The following is a 19,710-nucleotide window of genomic DNA, read 5'->3' as shown; positions in this document are numbered from 1 at the left end:
TTATCGAAAAAATATATTAGAACTTAAAAATAATAAGAGGCGCTAACTATATATTTTTAGAGGTGATTTGTATGTTTGAAAGTTACGATAACGTTTACAATTTTTGGTTCGAGAATGGCGCAAGCTCTGTTACATTTTTAGAGTATGATGATGGATTGACAGCCTTTGATAGCTCTCTTTATCCAAGAAAATTTGAAGATATGGTCAAAATAGTTGAAGAGCGTACTTCAAAAAAATTAAAAAAGGTTTTTTTCACTCATTTTCACCCTGACCACACCTTTGGAGCTGTTTTTAGCAAACGCAAATTTGATCTGTATATGAACAAAAAAACATTGGAGTTTCTTGATACCTTGGATCCTACGTTTCTAAAAGAAAGTTCAAAAATAGCTGACTATAATTTTAACAATTTCAAAGAGGCTTTAAGGGAAAAAGATATCATCATTTTCGAAAATTCTATTTTTCTTCTCCTAAGAGACCAAATTTTGTCAGCAGAAAATATTGGTGGACATACTTTAGATTCAACAATCTATATCCTTAAACCGCAAGGATATTTAATAAGTGGTGATCTCGTATTTTCTAAGGTACATGCAGAAATACTCAATTCGAATGTTGATGAGTGGATATCTAGATTAAATAACTTATCTTCCTTAGATATAGAAACGGTTTTTCCAGGACATGGGAAGCCAGAAAGCAAAAAGATCCTAAAAGAACAATTGACCTATTTAAAAAGGAAGAAAAACGGAGAGAATTTGGAAAAAAGGTACGCAGATTACTCCCTGCCAGATTTAGCTCATTTATAACAAAACTATGAAGACAACAGAACTTTTTTCAATTCGATATCTGCTTCTTCATTAGGTAGAGGTGCGATTTCTTTAATTTCTATAATGACCTTTTTACTCTCTTGAGAATTCAAAATTTCTAACTTTTCTAAAACCTTTATATTTTCATAAGGTTTAAAATAGTAAATATTGAATTTAGTAAAATCTATATTAAGCAATCTTAAGAAGTTTCGGGTTTTCGGAATATATTGCTGGATTTCATATTCACCTACTTCTGTGGCAACGACATCAAAATTTTCCGGATCAAAAAAAGGTAAAAAAGATGAAAGCAAATCAGGAATAGTGGCTGTAAGTATGGATATTTGACCGTATTCATCTACTTCCTCATGAACATTTGTGTAAAAAACTGACTCGAAAAAATCGTAACAATAATAAATATCTTCAAATAAAGATGGTTTTTTAAAGGTAAAAATTAAATATCTGTTATCAATATAACTTACTTCAGCAGAAATTTCTTTATTCTCAGTTATTTGAAACTGAATATTAATATCAAATCTTAATTTTTTGTAACCCAAATAACTCTCTAAAAGGCTTTCTAAGCTTGGTTGAGCAAAAATGAATGTGGAAAAAGCAAGGAAGGATAAAAGGAAATATTTCTTAATTATCATTTCAGAGTTTTCATCCTTTCTCTCAATGAGACGATCTCTGTAACCCTAATTCCAAAATTCTCATCGATAACAACAACTTCGCCTCTAGCAATTAATCTTCCATTGGCATATATATCCAAAGGCTCACCTGCCAATTTGTTTAACTGTATCATAGACCCTTCGTGTAATTCTAAAATCTCTCTAAGATTTAATTTGGTTGATCCTAACTCAACTTTTAGTTCTAAGGGGACATCAAGCAAAAGTTCCAACTTTGATAGATCTATATTTGGGGAAATAGGCTCCTCCTTTTTTTCAAATTCACCAAATTCTACAGGTTGAACTTTGACCTTTTTTTCTTTGATCACGTTGGAATTGCTTCTTTTCTGTGTATTTGAATTTTTTGAGCTTTCTTCGTCTTCTGTAGTTTTACCAAAAGTTTTTTCCACAAGTTCTCTAATCTTTTGAGCAAATTTCATGGGTATAAATTGCCAGAACGTTGTTTCGGCTATTCCGTTGATCTTCACGTTGAACTTTATAGAGATAACATAAGCTTCTTTGTCTGTTTCTATGGGAGGAAACTCGATATTGGCTTCTGAAAAATTCACAACTCGACTGCTAGGCGGGGAGATATCAATATTGGTTTTTAGAAAATCTGATAAGGCGGTTGAAGCTGTACCCATCATTTGATTCATTGCTTCAGAAACTGCGCTTAAACTAATATCATCTAATTCCCTCTCTTCGATATTCTCTAGGTCTTTTCCCAGCATTAAATCTGCTATTATATTAGTTAAATTCAAAGGTAATACCAAGGTGTTCAAGCCATACAAACCTTTTTTGTACTCTACTGTAACAACAACATTTTCTCCTTCAAAATTGGTAATGATATTTTTAAATTTAATAATATCTGTTTGAGGATATTGGATTTCTATCTTTCTTCTTAGTAAAGTTGAAAGGGTTGTTGCTCCTGAACCCATAGTGATATTTGCAATTTCACCAATCATATCCAAAAGTGCGTCTAGTTTTTCATCTACTGTTGAGGTTTCTTCGCTTTCCTTTGGATCATCGGTGTTATTTAACCCTTTTAATAATGAATCCAATTCACTTTGATTTAGAATACGGTCTTCGTTTTCAGGCATTTTATTCATCTCCTGTTTTTTCTGTATCTTCATCTTTTTCAGAAGAATCAAGCTTTTTCGTCTTTTTTTTCATACTCTCTTCAACAAGAAGTCTTTCTAAAAGTTCTTTGTTTTTCTCAACGATCTTTACACTGTAAAAACCTTTACTCTTACCCACATTTACTTTGAATATCGGTCTTTCTTCAATTTCTAGATCTATGGGCTCATCGTAAAAAGAATCTAAGCGGATTACATCCCCGACTTCAAGATTCAAAAAATCATTTAAATATATCTCTGTTTTGCCAAGTATAGCAGACAAATTTAATTTTGAAAGCAACAACGATTGTCTTAGATTTTCTTTAAATTCTTCAGTATGTCTGTAAGAGGTTGTCCACATTCTTGTTGTCAATTTATCGTTCAAAGGTTCCAACGAAGAAGATGGAAAACAAAGATTGACAAAACCTTGTACGTTTTTTATAGTAACAGAAAGTGTTATAAGAATTGTCATCTCATTTGGAGGGGCAACTTGAACAAATTGGGGATTGGTTTCTAAATTCTCCAAGTTGGCGTCAAATTCTTCAATATTCGACCATGATTTTGATAGCATTCTCAACATAACTGCAGATTCTTTTCTCAAAATGTTCATTTCTATCTCGGTGGGAGGTCTAATCTCTTCAAGAGTGTTTCCTGGCCCTCCTAAAAGTCTATCTATTATGACGTATCCTAAATCTAAGCCCATTTGTAGAATAGCGCTTCCTGAAAAAGCTTCGGACGAAAAGATAACGATAAATGTTGGGGAGTTCAATGATTTTTGGAATTCTGAAAAGGTGATTTGATCGATACTAGCATATTTAACATCGACGAATGTTCTGCTTCTGCCTGAAAGATAAGTAGATAGCTCTCTTGCAAAGCTTTCATGGATTAACTGGAGAGTTCTTAGTTGCTCCCGTGAAAACTTCATGGGTCTTCTAAAATCGTAATCTTTTATTCTTCTTTCTTCTTCCTGATACTCTTCAAGAACTTCTTCGGGGCTCTCTCCAGAACTCATTGATTTTAAAATACTATCTATTTCTTCCTGTGTAAGGGTCTCATCTTCAGGCATAAAAACACCTCTTTTTCATTATTGACTCGTTGTTATAGTCATTATAATCATTGTCACTTTTACAACACCCAAGCTTTCCCTTTCACCTGTAAATCCCAGCATTTCATTTAAAGAATCTTTTATTTGTTTCTTAGTTAATTCTATGCCTTGTGGAGTTGAAAGCTCACCTCTTGTTTTATTCATAAATATCATTCTTATAGCCTCTAAAACTTCCAATTTGTTGGAAGTTATTAAATCTCTTGCCTGGCTGCTTCCAACATCTAGCTGTAAAGAATCTATTACAGCAATGTCGTATCCTCCTTTTAACATCATAGTATATCTGGAACCTTCCATGATCAATAATACTTTAGCAGGTGCAGTAGCGGATACTTGCGAAGATTGATCAGAACTTGAAGAAACATTGGATGTCAAGATTCTCACTATAAAAAAAGACGTAATTCCTGATATTATTAAAGCAACAACTATGACTATTATTAAAGTCATTAAAAAAGATGGCTTTGACTTTCTGGTTTTTCCCTCTTCTGAAGTTATATTTTCATTTTCCAAAATCTTTCGCCTCCACTGTCTTGCACTTATCTTACTCTTTGCCTTAGTATAAGAATATCTATCCTTCTGTATTTTTGCCGTAATTCATTCAATCTTGTATTATATTCATTTTCTAGCTCCCTTTCAATTTGCTGTAACTGTGCGGAGTTTAATTCTCCTTCAGTAAATTGATCAAAGGCGATGGATTTTCGAGAATCAATCTCCGACCTTAATAGGGAAATTTCCTTAGCGATTTCGCTATCTCCTTCACCAATGGGAAAGAATCTGTCTGAATTGTAAAAATAATCTATATCAAATTGCCCAGAATTTATCTCAGCCATCTTTTCCAATAACCTTCTATTTTTTAATTCTATGGTAAAAAAATTAACAACACTTGCCGCTCTAGCTGCACTCAAATGCCAATTAGAAGGGTATACACTTGAGGGTAAAACTGGTTGATCATCCGTAAAACCATACACTTCAATAGCGTTAGATGTGTGCTCTAATATTATTGTACCTATCCTATAAAGCAGGTCTTTAGCTTCGGCAGTTAATTCAGCGCTCCCTGGTCTGAAAAAGGCAATATCCCTCATAGATATTATCGTCCCTTTATCAGTTTCCTCAATAGTGATTTTCCCTTTATACTTTTCATCTTCAATAATTTTTAATAGTTCTTGCCTAATTCCAGGATTAGAAGTGATCAAGGGTTCGTCGGATATGCTTCTGCCTCCAACTAGTACCCCAATTGGTTGTCCTTCGAAAACATTTTGCAAACTAACAACCGCCTGTTGAAATTTTCCCGGTGATATAGTAGCCATAGAAAACAATGCAATAAACATAGTCAGCAACAAGGTAGTCATATCGCTGAAAGTCTGCATCCATTTAGCATCACCAGTTTTTTCTCTTTTCTTTCTAGGCATAAAATATCACCTCACGATTACAAAACAGCTTCACCTTTTTCTGCCTCATAGGCACGTCTTTCTTCTTCACTGAGAAACGCCTTTAGCTTTTCTTCCATCAAATGTGGATTTTCACCTTGTACTATCGATAATATACCTTCCAACATCATTCGCATCTGGTTAATATTTTTATCCACCCTTTTTTTTAGTTTTTCAGCAGGGGGAAGAGCAAATATGTATGCAATAAGAGCACCGTATAAGGTTGTAATCAGAGCAAGGGACATCCTCGGACCAATAGTTGTTGGATCGCTAAGAGTATCCAACAACAAAACTAATCCTATCAAAGTTCCTACCATCCCCCAGGCTGGAGCCATGGCTCCCCAAGTATCTAAAACTGAGATCTTATCTTCCTCTGTTTCTTGATACATATCCATCTTCACTTCCAGTATTTTTTTGATTTCTTCAGGATCCGTTCCATCGACGGCAGCTCTCAATCCATCTCGTAAAAAATCACTTTTAACACTCGGTATATCTTCTTCTAAAGATATCATTCCATCTCGTCTTGCTTTTTCAGAGAACGAGTACAAGGTCCTCAAAGTTTCAAGGTTGTCTATCTTAGGATTTTTGAATGCTTCAAGGATCATGTTAAACATTTTGAAAGAGTTTGAACTTGGATGGGCGATGAAAGTTGCGCCAACAGATCCTACCACGGTTATAAAAAAAGAAGGTATATCTATTAAAGTTGTAAATTCACTTCCTGCACCCACAACTATTGCAGCTATCGCTAAGGCTAAACCAATTATTGTTGATATATCCACAACTATCCCACCTCTTGTTTTGCGCTATTCCAATTATAAAAAGTTTGCTCAAAAATTATAATACTTACCTTATTTGCCAAAAATCTCTTTATTTAATTCTACCACTTTTTTCTTAACTTCTTCAATACTTTCTTTAACGACGTAAACATGCCCGTTCATCATCGTTATGGTCGTATCAGGGTGGCACTCTATCTTTTCAATTTGATATGGGTTAATATAAAATTCTTCATTGTTTAATTTTGTGAGTTTAATCATCTTAATCCCCCAATATTAGTTTCTGTTATGATATTCGATGTTACAATATAAGCATAGACAACTATTTTCTTTAAAAAGTGAGTGGGTAGTAGAACGTTTATAGCGTCTGAACTTTTAAGCTCGTTCTAAAATTTGTTCGCTACCCACCTTCCGCCCACAAAGATAAAAATTATCTCTTAATGTTTATAATTTCGTTAAGAATCGCATCTGCCGTAGTTATACTCCTTGAATTTGCTTGGAATCCTCTTTGAGCTATGATCATGTTGGTGAATTCTTCTGCTAAATCCACATTCGACATTTCCAAAGCCCCTGAATTAATACTACCTTTTCCTCCAACTCCAGAAATACCTATTTGTGGAGTGCCACTGTTTGGGCTCATAGCGTACATAGAGTTACCTGTAGCAGATAAACCTTCAGGATTGTTAAAAGTGGCTAAGGCTATTTGCCCTAATGGGGCTGCTAAACCGTTTGTGAAAGAACCTATAATAAGTCCATTGTTATCTATGGCAAAAGATTCTAAGGTCCCTTGAGCATTTCCATCTTGTTCAGTAACCGCTATAGAATTTTCTGCAAAAAACTGAGTAAGTTCTTGAAAATTAATCGAAACGTTAACGGGACCTGCAGCAGCAGCTGATTCAGGATCAACCTCATCATTTAAAGCAGCTCCCACCTTTGCTGGGTCAAACCAGAAACCTGCTGCTCCGTTGTCGCCATCTTTGAGATCTTGATCTATGGTACCGTCAGGATTAATTTTCCATTGAGTTGCAGCTATGTTACCGTTTGCGTCGAAGGCTATTACCCCTTCGGCAGGATCGTCGAGTAATTGACCATCGGTGGTACTTTTAAATAATGGGTGCCCATCTTCTAATTCTGCCTTCCAATACCAAGTATTGGCATCTATTTTTGAGAATCTTAAGTAAACATTGTAAGGGTTACCTAGAGAATCGTATACTACGGTTGATGTTGTCACAGATGGGTTTACATACTCAGCTTCTGAAAAATTGGTTGGATTGTTAAGATCAGTGAGTCTTATTGCTCCACCTAAAGGTGTCTGAATCATTTCTCTGACAGATTTTAAATCGGAAAGAGACTGATTATTTATAGTATATGTATCAGAATCTCCAACTAAATGCAAACCTGTAAGGGTATAAGTTCCAGACTCATCAACTATTCCCTCTGACAGTAAATCGTTGAATTCTTCAATTGAAATTTCTGCATCGTTGTTTCCAAAAGAGGTTGCATCTTTTGTAAAAGTTAAAATAGTACCATCTTTCTTGGTCAATGTTATTGAGAATACAGTACCTTTAATCTCAATATCGATATTTTCTGGATCATAATAAACCGTTTCTCCCGTTGTTTCATCTGTAAGTGTTATGCTTCCTGTAAGGGTTGCAGAAACTGGTGTAGCGACTTCTGCAGAGGCGGGTTCTGGAATACTAACAGACTGTACGCCATCAAGAACCTGAACATCGATAGTATCTGTATCAGCTCCTCCTGTTAGCTTCAATCCTTTGAGGGTGTAAGTGCCATTTGTTACTCCACTCCCAGTTTCTAACATTAAATCGTTGAATTCTTTAATTGTAATTTCTCCATTTCCATCTCCAAAATCGGTTTCATTTTTTGTAAGAGTTAAAACGTCACCGTCTGAATCCTTTAAGGTTATTGTAACATCCGTTCCGTTGAAGGAAACTTTTATATTTTGCGGAGGAAAATAAACCGGATCTCCAGATCCGTTTGTCATACTAATACTTCCCTCAAGCGTTGCAGGAACTAAAGCAGATGTAATTACAGATTTAGGGTCAATCTGGGATTTTAGGTCGGAAATAGTTTGAATAGTGAGAATATCTGTATCAGCTCCTCCTGTTAGCTTCAATCCTGTGAGAGTGTAATCCACAACCCCATTAACATCCTTATGCTCTATTCCTGTCGCAAGTAAAGTGTTAAATTCACCAATTGTAAACCCGTCTGCATCTTCTGCTGTAAAAGTTAAAGTAGTTCCACCTTCCATGGTCAAAGTTATTTTAACTTGATTTGCATCACCATCATTATCCGTATCGATAAAAGAAACTTTTGTACTAGTGGGATCATAATAAACCGCATTTCCCGAACTATCTTTCACACTAATACTTCCCAGGAGTTCTGCAGAAACTGGCGCAGCGGCTTCTAGAGAAACAGGAGCACCATTTTTATCCACTATTTCATTAATTGAAATTTTACTATTATCTATAGGGACTCCTCTACCATCGTAATTAACCCAATTAATTACATTTCCAGTATTGTCAAGCTCAACTTTTCCTGTAATTTCGTTAGTTGAAGTTAAATAGCCAGTTGAACTATCGTAAAGTGCAAATTTGTAATCAGAACCAACTACACTCGCCGTCCAATTGTAAACATTTTTATCTTTGTTTTCTTCGCTGCTCATGTCCCTTGTGAAAGAAAATTTGATAGGTATACTTTCACCTGTTGTACTCTTTACAACAATTGTAGTGTCTTGGATACCTACACCAGCGTTTAAATTGTTTGCGAGAGCCACAAAAGATGTTTCTGTCGCCTCCATTATTTGATTGGCTGACACTTGGATATCTCCTATGGGTTCGTTGGTATCAATAAACCTATTTCCTTCTTCATCGACTTGTGCTGTCCAACCTTGTAACTTCATACCGGTCGCTGGCTCTAAGAAGAATCCATTGTAATCTCTAGTGAAGTTGCCTGCACGGGTATAGTATTGATCTGTTCCATCTGAAAGTATAAAAAAACCTTCTCCTTGGATCATAAGATCGGTAACTTTGCCTGTGGACATAGGGGACCCTTGTGTCATTATTTTGTCTATAGAAGCTAATTGTGATCCTGCACCAATTTGCATGGGGTTTATCCCACCTAATTGGTTTTGAGGTGCCATTCCTGAACGTAAGTTTTGAAAAAGAAGCGTTTGAAATGTTGCCCTTGAACCTTTGTAACCTACTGTATTAACGTTAGCGATATTGTTTGCAACTATGTCGAGTTGATCTTGAAAATTCCTTAAACCTGTGATTCCAGAGTAGATTGATCCCAGCATGATATACTCCTCCTATCTATAATATTTTTTAATAATTTGAATTTAGGCGCTAATCTCATTCACTACCGAATAAGGATACATTTCACCGTTGATAAGTAGGTAAAGTTCATTGTCTAAGAACTTCACGGCTTCGACAATCCCACTTTTTACACCAGAGTTTAAAACCATTTGGCCATTTTCTATGGTGTAAATCCCGTAGAGATATTCTCCATCAGGCATCATAGTTCCATCGTTGTTTCTTCCGCTCCAAACATATGAGTGTAAGCCTGCTTCCTGCATACCCAAATCTTCTGTATAAACTAATTGTCCATTTGAATTGTAAATCTCTAAATATACTTGGGAGCTGTTATTTATTCCATAGTTTATTCCCTCTGCTACCCCACTTTGCAAATCAATAGTGTTGTCATTCACCACAACAGTTTTTCCTATCAAGCTTGCAGCTTGCAATTTATTGAGCGACATTTGGGAGTTGACCATTTCTTGAATTGCTTGGCTCATGTTGGTTATTTGTTCAGTGGAAGATAGTTGAGAAAGCTGAGCTACAAGATCTTTGTTTTCCATTGGTTGTGTTGGATCTTGATTTTGTAATTCTGTGATTAACAGTTGCAAAAAGGCTTCTTTGTCTAATTCTTTTTTAATTTCTCTGTCTTTTTTTGCTTCATAGGTACTTTGATATATAGAATCCATCGATACTGAGTTAAGCATTCAAATCACTCCTTAAATATTCATCAAAAGTGTAGTAAGTTCCTTCTTCTGATTGATCGCCATTATGATCTTCTTCATTGTATTTTTTCTGCTCTTGCTCTTGTTGATGTTGTTGATTTTGATCGGCTAGATAATGTTCTTCCTGTGTGACATTCACTTTTATACTAATAGGTTGGTAGCCTTCATCCCTTAAATTTCCAACTAAAGACTGTAATGTTTTTGATATAATATTTTTTGCATTTTCGGTTTCTGTTGATATGTTAACAGTTACAGCTTGTCCGTTTTTTAATATCTGAATATCGACTTTTCCTAAGTCTGGAGGAGATATTTTCACTGAGAAACTTTCGTTTAGAAAGGTTTGAGTGTTTTTAGAAATAATTACTTCCTTTATTTGAGCATTTAAATCTTTTAGATTGGTTGTAGGGATACCGTCTTGTATATTATTTTTGTTGATTTGTAGGGATTTTAAACCTATTTCATTAGTGCTTGGATCGATTTTTAATTGTTCGATATTTAAATTTTTGCTGATGTCTCCCAAATTACTGGTTGGTGTCAGTTTAACGGTATTGTCCTTTTGTAATTCAGAGTTTTTATCTTTGCTGACGTTATTTTTTCTGGTTTCATAAGGGTCAAAATACACATTCTTACCAAGATTGTTTTTTGTATTTAAAAGATCTGCTTTTTGATCAGATTGCATTGCTTTTATAGAATCATTATTCTCATTTTTATTATTCTTTGTTTTATCAGTATTTCCCTTAATCAAGGAATTGACTGTGAGAGTTGTTTCTCCAATTAGGTTTGACGAAGAATTTCCCATCTTTGAATTATTGTTGGTATTTATACCAAGAGCAGTTTTAATTATATTTAATTCGTCAGGTGTAAATTCTATTTTGGAGGTGGATGAAAGTATTTTTTGAGCTTGTTTTAATAATTCGTTTTTCTCTTTTTCTGCAAGCTGGGCTTTAGAGGAAGGCAAAAATTCTTGAAGTTGAGTTAGTAATATTTCTTTATCTTCTTTTGTGAGATCGGTTTTTGAAGAAATTAGTGTATTCTGTGCTTGCGCTAATGCATGGATCTCGTTTTTATTTCCTGTATTTTTTGAGCTTTCTTGTATTGTGGATAATAATTTTTGAATGTCAGATTGAGCAATCTGAGTGGTTTCTTGTGAACCTTTTGAATGCAGATTGTTTTGTGACAAAATGGTGGGATTCTTTTCTGTGGATTTAGAAGGCTTAATTAAACTTTCTAAAGATGTTTGAGTGGATTGAGAACGCTTAATTAAATCATCTAAAGATGTTTGACTATTAATAGCCTTTCTATCTTTACTATCACTACCCTGAGTGACTTTGCTTCCTTTTATGATAATGTTGAAAGCTTTTTGTAATGTCTCTAGTTCAGCCTCTTTAAACTCTATTTTAGAGGAGGATAGTATTTTTTGTGCTTGATTTAATAACTCTCTTTTATCTTCTTCTGTGAATTGGGTTTTGGAGGAAGACAATAATTCTTGAACTTGAGTTAGTAATATTTCTTTATCTTCTTCTGTAAGTTGGATTTTAGGAGAAGATACTGTTTCTTGGGCTTGAATTAGTAACTCGTTTTTATCTTCTTTTGTGAGTTCAGTTTTTGAAGAAATTAGTATTTTTTGTGCTTGTTCTAATGTATTGATTTCATCTTTGTTTTCTAAACTTTTTGAGTTTTTTTCTATCACCTGTAATAATTTTTGGATATTGGCTTGAACATCCTGATCGGATTCTTGTAAAACTTTTGTATGCAGATTGTTTTGTGACAGAGTGGAGAGACTTTCTTCTGTAGATTTAGAATGCTTGATTAAACTTTCTAAAGGTATTTGGCTATTAATAGCCTTGCTATCTTCATTGTTACTAGGCTGATTACCTTTACTTTCTTTTATGATTATGCTTAAGGCTTTTTGTAATATCTCTAGTTCAGCCTTTGTAAACTCTGTTTTAGAGGAGGATAGTATTTTTTGTGCCTGCTCTAATGTATTGATTTCAACTATGTCTGCTGTACTTTTTTTATTTTTTTCTATTAACTGTAATAATTTTTGGATATTGGCTTGAACATCCTGATTGGCTTCTTTTGAAACTTTTGAATAAAGGTTCTGTTGTGACGGAGTAGGAGAAGTTTCTTCTGTGGGTTTAGAATGCTTAATTAAGCCTTCTAAAAGTATTTCGCTATTGCTAGGTCGACTGTCTTTGCTTTCTCTCATGATAATATTAAAAGCTTTTTGTAATACCTCTTTATCTTCTTCTGTGAGTTGGGTATTAGGGGAAGATAATATTTTTTGTGCCTGCTCTAATGTATTGATTTCAACTATGTCTGCTGTACTTTTTTTATTTTTTTCTATTAACTGTAATAATTTTTGGATATTGGCTTGAACATCCTGATTGGCTTCTTTTGAAACTTTTGAATAAAGGTTCTGTTGTGACAGAGTGGAGAGACTTTCTTCTGTAGATTTAGAATGCTTGATTAAACTTTCTAAAGGTATTTCAGTATTACTTGCTTTAGTTTCTTTCATGATAATACTAAAAGCTTTTTGTAATACCTCTTTATCTTCTTTTGTAAGTTCTGTTTTGGATGAAGACAATATTTTTTGAGTTTGAATTAATAACTCTTTTTTATCTTCTTCGGGGAGCTGGATTTTAAGAGAAGAAAATAATTCTTGAAGTTGACTTAGTAATACCTCTTTATCTTCTTCTGTGAGTTGGGTTTTAGAAGAAGACAATATTTTCTTAGCTTGCTCTAATGTATTGATTTCATCTTTGTTTTCTATACTTTTTGAGTTTTTTTCTATCACCTGTAATAATTTTTGGATATTGGCTTGAACATCCTGATCGGATTCTTTTGAAACTTTTGAATAAAGGTTCTGTTGTGACAGAGTGGAGAGACTTTCTTCTGTAGATTTAGAATGCTTGATTAAACTTTCTAAAGGTATTTGGCTATTAATAGCCTTGCTATCTTCATTGTTACTAGGCTGATTACCTTTACTTTCTTTTATGATTATGCTTAAGGCTTTTTGTAATGTCTCTAGTTCAGCCTTTGTAAACTCTGTTTTATAGGAAGATGAAAGTATTTTTTGAGCTTGTTCTAATGTATTGATTTCATCTTTGTTTTCTATGGTTTTTGAGCTTTCTTCTATTAACTGTAATAATTTTTGGATATCAGAGTTGACAACCTGATTGGTTTCTTTTGAATGGACGTTGTTCTGTGACATAATGTTGGGACTTTCTTCTATGGACTTAGAATGCTTGATTAAACCTTCTAAAGGTATTTCAGTATTACTACCCTGACTATCTTTACTTTCTTTTATAATAATGCTAAAAGCTTTTTGTAATACTTTTTTATCTTCTTCTGTGAATTGGGTTTTGGAAGAAGATAATATTTTTTGAGCTTGATTTAATAATTCCTTTTCATCGATGTTTTTAGTGTTTTTGGTAGAAGCTTCTATGAGTAGGAGTAATTGATCGACGTTCAATTTGATATATTTGTCTTTTTTAGTGTTTGAGATTATTAAATCTTTCGAATCATTTGTATTCTGTATGACCAATAACTCATTGTTTGATTTTTCGTTAGTTTTAATTAAAAGATCTATAGAAGGATTGTCTCGATTATTAGTTATTACTTTTTTTTCAGTCGTAGGAGCATTGTTAGAACGAAATCCTTCGTTATTTATTCCATTGACAATGTCTTGAAATTTTTGATCGAAGGATTCTAATTTAGCATTAGATGCATTCGCAGTAAAGTGATTAATGTTTTTTGATTTGGGTAAATTAGTTGTAAGATCAGTTAAGGCAACGTTCAAAATTATTCGCTCCTTTTTTCTCCCATTTTAGCTATTACTTCAGCAGCTTTTTGTGGGTTAACAAGCGCAAGAGCTTGCAGTATTTCAGCGGCTGATTTTGATTCAAGCGTTGCGAGTGCATCTACTAATAATTCCACGCTTACTTCTTCTCTACTTAAAGCGTTAGCAATTTGTTGAGGGGTTGATCTAGCCAGCCAATTGGCTAGGGTATTTATTCTGGCATTGTAATCGTTGTATTGGTCAATTTTTTGTTGATATTCTTGATTTAACTTTTCTAATTCTTCTCTTTGAGCCATTAAATTTGCACTTTCTTGTGAAATTTGGTCTAAAAGTTTTTGTAATTCATTTTGTTCGGCAATTAATTTTTCTCTTTCGTCTTGTATAGCTTTGAGTTTGCTATCTAACAGTTCCTTTTGCAAATAGAAAGGATCTGAAATCTCCAGATATTCATAATTAGATAAATTTCTTAATCCTGGTATAAAATCGATTAAATATGCCATATAACTTCTCCAACTGTTTTGAAGATTCAAATTGAGATACGAAAGCCTATTATATTCGAAGTAGATGTAACCAACTCCAAGTAGAAAAATAGCCACAATCAAGGAAATTAGAATAATTCTTAAGAATTTTTTCCCCGATCTTTTTTTTGGTTTCGGATTTTCTTCTTGTTTTTTTTGCATTGGAAATTTCCTCCTTACACTAATATTTTTCTTTATAATAGTCAATTTTCCTAAACACAAACATCATTTGCTTCGCAAATGAGAATTTGGAAGTTATTTCAAAGCATTATGAAAAAACTTTTGCACAGTACAGTAAAATTAAGAAAGGCGGTTTACACCGCCTTTTTGAAAATTTCTATAATTTAAATATTTTCTTTGTTTTGTGTTATTTCATTGGGAACTTCTTTTATGTGAAGGTCTAATTGGTTAAAAGGTATTTCAACTTTATTTTCTTCGAATTTTTGTTTAATTGATTTTGCTACATCCATCGACGAATTTATAAAATTTTCTTGTTTTGCCCAGAACCTTACAATGAAGTTTATTGAAGAATCGGCGTAACCATCAAAAACGATTAGCGGTTGATGGTCATCATCTATGTGCACTAATTCGGCTGATCGTACTGCTTCATCTATTACGTTTATTACCTTGTTTAGATCGGATGAGTAAGATACTCCAACTTTTACCTCGTTTCTTCTTATGTTTGTAGGCCAATAATGAATGATCTTGCTTGACCAAACTTCTCTACTGGGAAGGTTGACTCTTCTTCCATCCCATGTTCTTATGACCACATGATTAACGTTTATCTCTTCTACTGATCCAGATATTCCATTTATTTCGACAGCTTCACCATCTACTACAAGATGGTTCAACATTATTAAAAATCCACAGATTAAGTTACCAAGAGGTTCTTGTACTGCAAAGGCTACTATTATACCGCCAATACCTAACCCAGCTAAAAAAGCGCTTAGGTTGGTAAAAATAATAGAAATAATGATAAAACCACCTAAGGTATACATAGTTATGTTCAATATTGTCATTAAAGATTTCCTGTATTGAAGCGTTACTCTACCGCTTTTTTCTGCTGTGTTTATTATGATTCTATAGATAAATTTTGCTAAATACCTTGCGATAAAGAGAATTGCAACACTGATACCAATTCTTATTAGATAATTGATAGTTGTTTGGAGCCATTCTGGCATTTTGAACCCCCCCTTATTAAATAAATAACCTGTTGTATTCATAGTTAATGATACTCATTGCATATATAGCAGAAGTTTCAAAACGAAAGATACTTTTACCCAAATTAACAGTTTTGAATTCGTTTGTAGAAAAAAAGTCTTTTTCTCTTTTTGAAAATCCATATTCTGGGCCAACAACTAAGTTTATTTTCTGTGCACCCTTTAACTCTTTTAAGACTTTTCCTAAATTGTCATTTGTTCCATCTAAGTCTAGTACTATCGTGTCTTTCTTGGGAATTTCCTCAAATTGTACAAAATTAATTTGAGGGATATGGGCAAAAACAGTTTGTTTGGATGTTTCTATTATAGTTCTTTGGAATTTATTCAAATTTGTATAATTTATATCCGATTTTTCCCCGCGGTAAAGGTAAAAACTATTTGCCCTTAATTCAATCATTTTTTCTAATAGTAAGTGCATTCTATCCCATTTACTCATGCCCAAATATACTGATACATATGGTTTGTAATCTTCTTGTTGTTCTTCTTTGTCTATGATTGTAAGGATCGTTTCTTTTTTACCTATTTTTACTATTGTTGCCGTGAATAATAACCCATCACCTGTTATTACTTTTATTGTTTCTCCCTCGACTTTTTTTGTTATTTTTAAGTGTGCAGTTTCTTCTTCGTTTAGAATAATTTTTTCATTTACTTTTTTCCCGTAAAACGTATTTGGCATCTATAATCAACCTATGAACTCTTTTCCCATGTAAGGAATGAGTTTTTCAGGAATTTCTATCTTGCCATTAGCCGTTTGATAATTTTCCATTATAGCTACTAAAGTTCTTCCAACTGCTAATCCTGAACCATTTAGTGTGTGAACAAAATTTAACTTATTTTCTCTATCCCTGTACCTTATGTTTCCTCTTCTTCCTTGAAAATCTTTTGTATTAGAACATGACGATATTTCTTTATAATCATTGTAGCTAGGTAACCATACTTCCAAATCATAAGTCTTGGCTGCTGCAAAACCTAAATCTCCGGTACAGAGAGCAACAACTCTATAAGGTAAATTCAAAAGTTGCAGCACCTTTTCTGCGTGACTTGTTAATTCTTCCAACGCTTGAGAGGATTCTTCAGGAGTTGTATACCAAAATAATTCTACTTTATCGAATTGGTGTTGTCTGATCATTCCTCTTACATCTTTTCCATAACTACCTGCTTCTCTTCTGTAACAAGGTGTATAAGCAACGTATTTTAAGGGGAGTGAATTAAATTCTAAGGTTTCGTTTCTATGTAAACCAGCCAGAGAAACTTCGGCGGTAGAAATAAGGTACATTTGATCCAAAGAAGTTTTATATAAATCGTCTTCGAATTTCGGCAGTTGACCTGAAGAGGTTATAGTTTCTTTTGTAACTAGATGTGGAGGCAGTATAAAGGTGTAACCGTGATCTTTTGTATGTAAATCGATCATAAAGTTGATTAAAGCCAACTCTAAACGGGCTATGTCACCTTTTAAGATGGTGAATCGAGATCCGCTTAGTTTAGCTGCTCTGTCAAAATCTAAGAGGTTTAATTCTGTGCCTAAATCCCAATGAGCTTTTGGTTCAAAATCAAATTCTCGTGGTTTTCCCCATCTTCTTACTTCGAGATTTTCGTTCTCATCCTTTCCAACGGGTACATCGCTGTCAGGAATGTTAGGCACCCATAATAATTTATAATTTAAATTGTCTTCAATATTTTTCAAATCTGATTCCAGATTTTTTATTTGTTCAGAGATTTCCTTTCCCTGGATAATTATTTCTTCAGCCTCATCATTTTTCTTTTGGGCTTTTAATTTAGCAACTAATTTTGAATTTTGATTTCTTTGGGCTCTAAGAGTTTCGATTTGTTGCAACAATTTTCTTCTCTCTTCATCGAAAGAGATAATTTCATCTATTATGGAAGTTTCATTGTTTCTTTTCATTAAGGCTTCTTTTATTTCTTGTGGATTCTCTCGGATATATTTTAAATCTAGCATTTTACCCTCCCAAAATGGATGTTTTAAAACTTTATTTAGCGTCCCTTCGCCTCACCTTGAATTGGATTATTTACTTAAACTATCTAATAAAGCTGAATTTTTGACTTGTATTTTACCGTTTTCTAATTCTTTTAAGGCGATGCTTACGTAGTCTTTTTTCTCAGTAATTCCTTTCAATTCATCTAAGTTTTTCAGAGTTTCAGCCCTTTTAGCTGCAATAATAGGAATTACATATTTATACTTCGCTTTATTTAATATTCTATCGTAATTTATTCCCAAATTCATTTGATTTCACCTCTTAATTTAAAATTCATAGTTGTTTTTTAAAAAAAAACGGAGTTTTGTCATCGAACCTTTCTCTCTTAAGTTGTTCTGCCACGAGAACTGATATGAGTTGATTTGTTGATTCTTCAATTTCCTGGTTGACAATAACGTAATCGAAATCTTTCATATGAGAAATCTCCCACTGTGCATCTTTTAGCCTTATTTCCAAAGAATCTTTTGATTCGGTACCCCTTTTTTTTAGTCTTTTTTCTAGATCCTCATTTGAGGGAGGTAAAATAAAAATGTATATGGCGTTCTTATAAATTTTTTTAATATTTAAAGCTCCTTGAACATCGACATCTAAAACAAGGCCTCGACTTTCTTTTAACTTTTCCTCAATAAATTTTTTGGAAGTTGCATAATAATTTCCATGAACCTCAGCCCACTCGAGAAATTCTCCATCTTCTTTCATTTTAAAAAAGGTGCTTTTATCAACAAAAAAATAATCTTTTCCGTCAATCTCTCCTGGTCTTTTTTCTCTTGTGGTATAGGAAACAGAAAATGAAAAGCCAATAATTTTGTCTAAAACATTTTTTATCAATGTAGATTTTCCTGCACCTGATGGTCCACTAACGATGTAAAGTAAACCCTCCATTTTTATAGTACTTCCTTGCGTATTTTATCCAAAACTTTTTCTATGTCATAATAGTTCTGCAAAAATCTATTGGTAATTGTTTCTGGTTGGATTGCGCTGGCTATAACATGGCCAGAGTCGGTTATTATAAATGCTCTAGTTTTTCTTCCGTGGTTTACTTCTAATAACTTTCCTTGCTGTTCGGCGATTTCTTTTAATCTTTTTAAAGGTTGAGAAGTAGGAGAAACAATGGCTATAACCCTATCACCAACAACGATATTTCCAAAACCTATGTTAATTAATCCATACATGAAGAACACCTCCACCAACAAAAAGATTTAGCTAAGATCCATCCTTGCCTTAAACACCTTTAAAATGCAATTTACAAGTAGTTTCCTAACATATTATTAAACGCTTACCATAGTTCAATGAATATTTTGAGCCTGCTCTCGAATTTTATTAACCAGGGTTCTCCCTTCCAAGGAAAGGTTAGTTATATCTAAAATTTTTGACTTGGAGGCGATCGTGTTTAATTCCCTATGCATTTCTTGACAGATAAAATCTAGTTCTTGCCCTATACTGTCGTTATTATTTTCATTTTCTAGAAAATTTTTAAACCTTCTAGTGTGACTTTTTAATCTATCCATTTCTTCGCTAATGTCGGCTCTTTCTGCTAATAAGACTATTTCCATTTCTAACCTATTTTCATCGATGCTATCTATATTACTGATCAAAGAATTAACGTTGTGTTTTAACTGTTCTCTATATTTTTCTTTCATTTGCTGAGCATTTTCCTCTATTTTAATAATGATATCTTCAAGTTCAGTCAAATAGCCATCAAGAAAGTCTTTTAGATCTTTCCCTTCTTCCTTTTGATATTTCAATACGGTTTCGATAACCTCTTTTAAAACTTCTTTCGCACCTTCCCAAATATCATCGATAGTTTTTTCATCAATGGAAATTTTAACAATATCTTTAAATTTTAACAGATCTTCTAAATTAACATCATCTGCTAAATGCAGTTCGTTGATCAAACTGTTGAGGGCGTTGTAATAGGCTTTAGCTAGCCCTAAGTCAACATCGATTATGTCGTCTGTTTTCAATAATTTTATATCTACAGAAATTCGCAAGGTTCCTCTTTTGAAGTATTTTTTCACAAGATTTTGAATATGTAATTCTAATGGAGAAAACAAAGGTGAGATTGAAGTGTTGATGTTTAGATTTTTGGAGTTGAGAGATTTTATTTCTACATTATAGCTATAATCGCCAATATTTTTTGTTAATCTCCCATAACCGGTCATACTTCGCATAATTTCGCCCCCTTTATGTTTATTATACATTAAAAAGTCAATAATTCAAAAATTTTAAGACATTTTTTAACTTAATCACGAATAATT

19 protein-coding genes are annotated in these 19,710 nt (G+C 33.4%); 1 reads left to right on the top strand and 18 read right to left on the bottom strand.

Annotated elements, in window-relative coordinates:
- Positions 1-71 precede the first annotated feature (71 nt).
- Positions 72-800 carry an MBL fold metallo-hydrolase gene (locus X926_RS05400; RefSeq protein WP_012207972.1) on the top strand — a complete coding sequence of 243 codons (729 nt, stop codon included), beginning with the start codon at positions 72-74 and terminating at the stop codon, positions 798-800.
- Between the two features lie 5 nt (positions 801-805).
- On the opposite strand, the gene X926_RS05395 is transcribed toward X926_RS05400, so the two are convergent.
- The 18 genes from X926_RS05395 to X926_RS05310 all read right to left on the bottom strand — a co-directional run bounded on the left by X926_RS05395 (position 806) and on the right by X926_RS05310 (position 19,623).
- Entirely contained in the window at positions 806-1,447 is a 642-nt protein-coding gene (locus X926_RS05395; RefSeq protein WP_012207971.1) for a hypothetical protein, read from the bottom strand.
- On the bottom strand, positions 1,444-2,562 hold the full coding sequence (gene fliY / locus X926_RS05390; RefSeq protein WP_012207970.1) for a flagellar motor switch phosphatase FliY: 1,119 nt from the start codon (positions 2,560-2,562) through the stop codon (positions 1,444-1,446). Before fliY ends, X926_RS05395 begins: the two co-directional genes overlap by 4 nt.
- Position 2,563: 1 nt before the next feature.
- A complete protein-coding gene (fliM, locus tag X926_RS05385; RefSeq protein ID WP_012207969.1) occupies positions 2,564-3,643 on the bottom strand; it encodes a flagellar motor switch protein FliM in 1,080 nt (359 codons plus the stop codon).
- 18 nt (positions 3,644-3,661) lie between these two features.
- A complete protein-coding gene (gene fliL / locus X926_RS05380) occupies positions 3,662-4,189 on the bottom strand; it encodes a flagellar basal body-associated protein FliL (RefSeq protein ID WP_012207968.1) in 528 nt (175 codons plus the stop codon).
- A 26-nt stretch (positions 4,190-4,215) separates the two neighbouring features.
- A complete protein-coding gene (locus tag X926_RS05375; RefSeq protein ID WP_103065317.1) occupies positions 4,216-5,088 on the bottom strand; it encodes a flagellar motor protein MotB in 873 nt (290 codons plus the stop codon).
- A 17-nt stretch (positions 5,089-5,105) separates the two neighbouring features.
- Entirely contained in the window at positions 5,106-5,885 is a 780-nt protein-coding gene (locus tag X926_RS05370; RefSeq protein ID WP_012207966.1) for a motility protein A, read from the bottom strand.
- Between the two features lie 69 nt (positions 5,886-5,954).
- Complete coding sequence (locus tag X926_RS05365) at positions 5,955-6,140, bottom strand: flagellar FlbD family protein (protein WP_012207965.1); 186 nt, start codon at positions 6,138-6,140, stop codon at positions 5,955-5,957.
- Positions 6,141-6,309: 169 nt separating this feature from the next.
- On the bottom strand, positions 6,310-9,195 hold the full coding sequence (locus X926_RS05360; RefSeq protein WP_103065316.1) for a flagellar hook-basal body complex protein: 2,886 nt from the start codon (positions 9,193-9,195) through the stop codon (positions 6,310-6,312).
- Between the two features lie 42 nt (positions 9,196-9,237).
- The gene (locus tag X926_RS05355; RefSeq protein WP_103065315.1) at positions 9,238-9,900 is read right to left on the bottom strand and encodes a flagellar hook assembly protein FlgD; all 663 of its coding nucleotides are present in this window, start codon (positions 9,898-9,900) and stop codon (positions 9,238-9,240) included.
- Positions 9,893-13,720: a flagellar hook-length control protein FliK gene (locus X926_RS05350; protein WP_103065314.1), complete on the bottom strand. Its 3,828-nt coding sequence runs from the start codon at positions 13,718-13,720 to the stop codon at positions 9,893-9,895. Before X926_RS05350 ends, X926_RS05355 begins: the two co-directional genes overlap by 8 nt.
- Before the next feature lie 2 nt (positions 13,721-13,722).
- Positions 13,723-14,400: a hypothetical protein gene (locus X926_RS05345; RefSeq protein WP_012207961.1), complete on the bottom strand. Its 678-nt coding sequence runs from the start codon at positions 14,398-14,400 to the stop codon at positions 13,723-13,725.
- A 182-nt stretch (positions 14,401-14,582) separates the two neighbouring features.
- Complete coding sequence (locus X926_RS05340) at positions 14,583-15,419, bottom strand: mechanosensitive ion channel family protein (protein ID WP_103065313.1); 837 nt, start codon at positions 15,417-15,419, stop codon at positions 14,583-14,585.
- A 16-nt stretch (positions 15,420-15,435) separates the two neighbouring features.
- Positions 15,436-16,134, bottom strand: a complete 699-nt coding sequence (locus X926_RS05335) for a 16S rRNA (uracil(1498)-N(3))-methyltransferase (protein ID WP_103065312.1) — start codon at positions 16,132-16,134, stop codon at positions 15,436-15,438.
- Positions 16,135-16,140: 6 nt separating this feature from the next.
- Complete coding sequence (gene serS / locus X926_RS05330; RefSeq protein ID WP_103065311.1) at positions 16,141-17,415, bottom strand: serine--tRNA ligase; 1,275 nt, start codon at positions 17,413-17,415, stop codon at positions 16,141-16,143.
- A 66-nt stretch (positions 17,416-17,481) separates the two neighbouring features.
- Complete coding sequence (locus X926_RS05325; protein ID WP_012207957.1) at positions 17,482-17,700, bottom strand: DNA-directed RNA polymerase subunit omega; 219 nt, start codon at positions 17,698-17,700, stop codon at positions 17,482-17,484.
- Between the two features lie 25 nt (positions 17,701-17,725).
- Positions 17,726-18,334, bottom strand: a complete 609-nt coding sequence (gmk, locus tag X926_RS05320) for a guanylate kinase (RefSeq protein WP_012207956.1) — start codon at positions 18,332-18,334, stop codon at positions 17,726-17,728.
- A 2-nt stretch (positions 18,335-18,336) separates the two neighbouring features.
- Complete coding sequence (locus X926_RS05315; protein WP_012207955.1) at positions 18,337-18,624, bottom strand: DUF370 domain-containing protein; 288 nt, start codon at positions 18,622-18,624, stop codon at positions 18,337-18,339.
- A gap of 114 nt (positions 18,625-18,738) precedes the next feature.
- On the bottom strand, positions 18,739-19,623 hold the full coding sequence (locus X926_RS05310; protein ID WP_103065310.1) for a YicC/YloC family endoribonuclease: 885 nt from the start codon (positions 19,621-19,623) through the stop codon (positions 18,739-18,741).
- Positions 19,624-19,710: the final 87 nt, after the last annotated feature.

This window comes from Petrotoga sp. HWHPT.55.6.3 (genome assembly GCF_002895495.1).
Lineage (GTDB): Bacteria > Thermotogota > Thermotogae > Petrotogales > Petrotogaceae > Petrotoga > Petrotoga mobilis.
Note: the sequence above shows the minus strand (reverse complement) of the source record. Positions and strands in the feature narration are given on the sequence as shown.

Excerpts from the sequence above, each read along its gene's own strand:
- gmk (WP_012207956.1), bottom strand. The coding sequence starts at position 18,334 with ATGGAGGGTTTACTTTACATCGTTAGTGGACCATCAGGTGCAGGAAAA.
- X926_RS05400 (WP_012207972.1), top strand. The coding sequence starts at position 72 with ATGTTTGAAAGTTACGATAACGTTTACAATTTTTGGTTCGAGAATGGC.
- X926_RS05335 (WP_103065312.1), bottom strand. The coding sequence starts at position 16,134 with ATGCCAAATACGTTTTACGGGAAAAAAGTAAATGAAAAAATTATTCTA.
- X926_RS05315 (WP_012207955.1), bottom strand. The coding sequence starts at position 18,624 with ATGTATGGATTAATTAACATAGGTTTTGGAAATATCGTTGTTGGTGAT.
- X926_RS05375 (WP_103065317.1), bottom strand. The coding sequence starts at position 5,088 with ATGCCTAGAAAGAAAAGAGAAAAAACTGGTGATGCTAAATGGATGCAG.
- X926_RS05355 (WP_103065315.1), bottom strand. The coding sequence starts at position 9,900 with ATGCTTAACTCAGTATCGATGGATTCTATATATCAAAGTACCTATGAA.
- fliM (WP_012207969.1), bottom strand. The coding sequence starts at position 3,643 with ATGCCTGAAGATGAGACCCTTACACAGGAAGAAATAGATAGTATTTTA.
- fliY (WP_012207970.1), bottom strand. The coding sequence starts at position 2,562 with ATGCCTGAAAACGAAGACCGTATTCTAAATCAAAGTGAATTGGATTCA.
- serS (WP_103065311.1), bottom strand. The coding sequence starts at position 17,415 with ATGCTAGATTTAAAATATATCCGAGAGAATCCACAAGAAATAAAAGAA.
- X926_RS05360 (WP_103065316.1), bottom strand. The coding sequence starts at position 9,195 with ATGCTGGGATCAATCTACTCTGGAATCACAGGTTTAAGGAATTTTCAA.
- X926_RS05395 (WP_012207971.1), bottom strand. The coding sequence starts at position 1,447 with ATGATAATTAAGAAATATTTCCTTTTATCCTTCCTTGCTTTTTCCACA.
- X926_RS05365 (WP_012207965.1), bottom strand. The coding sequence starts at position 6,140 with ATGATTAAACTCACAAAATTAAACAATGAAGAATTTTATATTAACCCA.
- X926_RS05345 (WP_012207961.1), bottom strand. The coding sequence starts at position 14,400 with ATGCAAAAAAAACAAGAAGAAAATCCGAAACCAAAAAAAAGATCGGGG.
- X926_RS05325 (WP_012207957.1), bottom strand. The coding sequence starts at position 17,700 with ATGAATTTGGGAATAAATTACGATAGAATATTAAATAAAGCGAAGTAT.
- X926_RS05310 (WP_103065310.1), bottom strand. The coding sequence starts at position 19,623 with ATGCGAAGTATGACCGGTTATGGGAGATTAACAAAAAATATTGGCGAT.
- X926_RS05340 (WP_103065313.1), bottom strand. The coding sequence starts at position 15,419 with ATGCCAGAATGGCTCCAAACAACTATCAATTATCTAATAAGAATTGGT.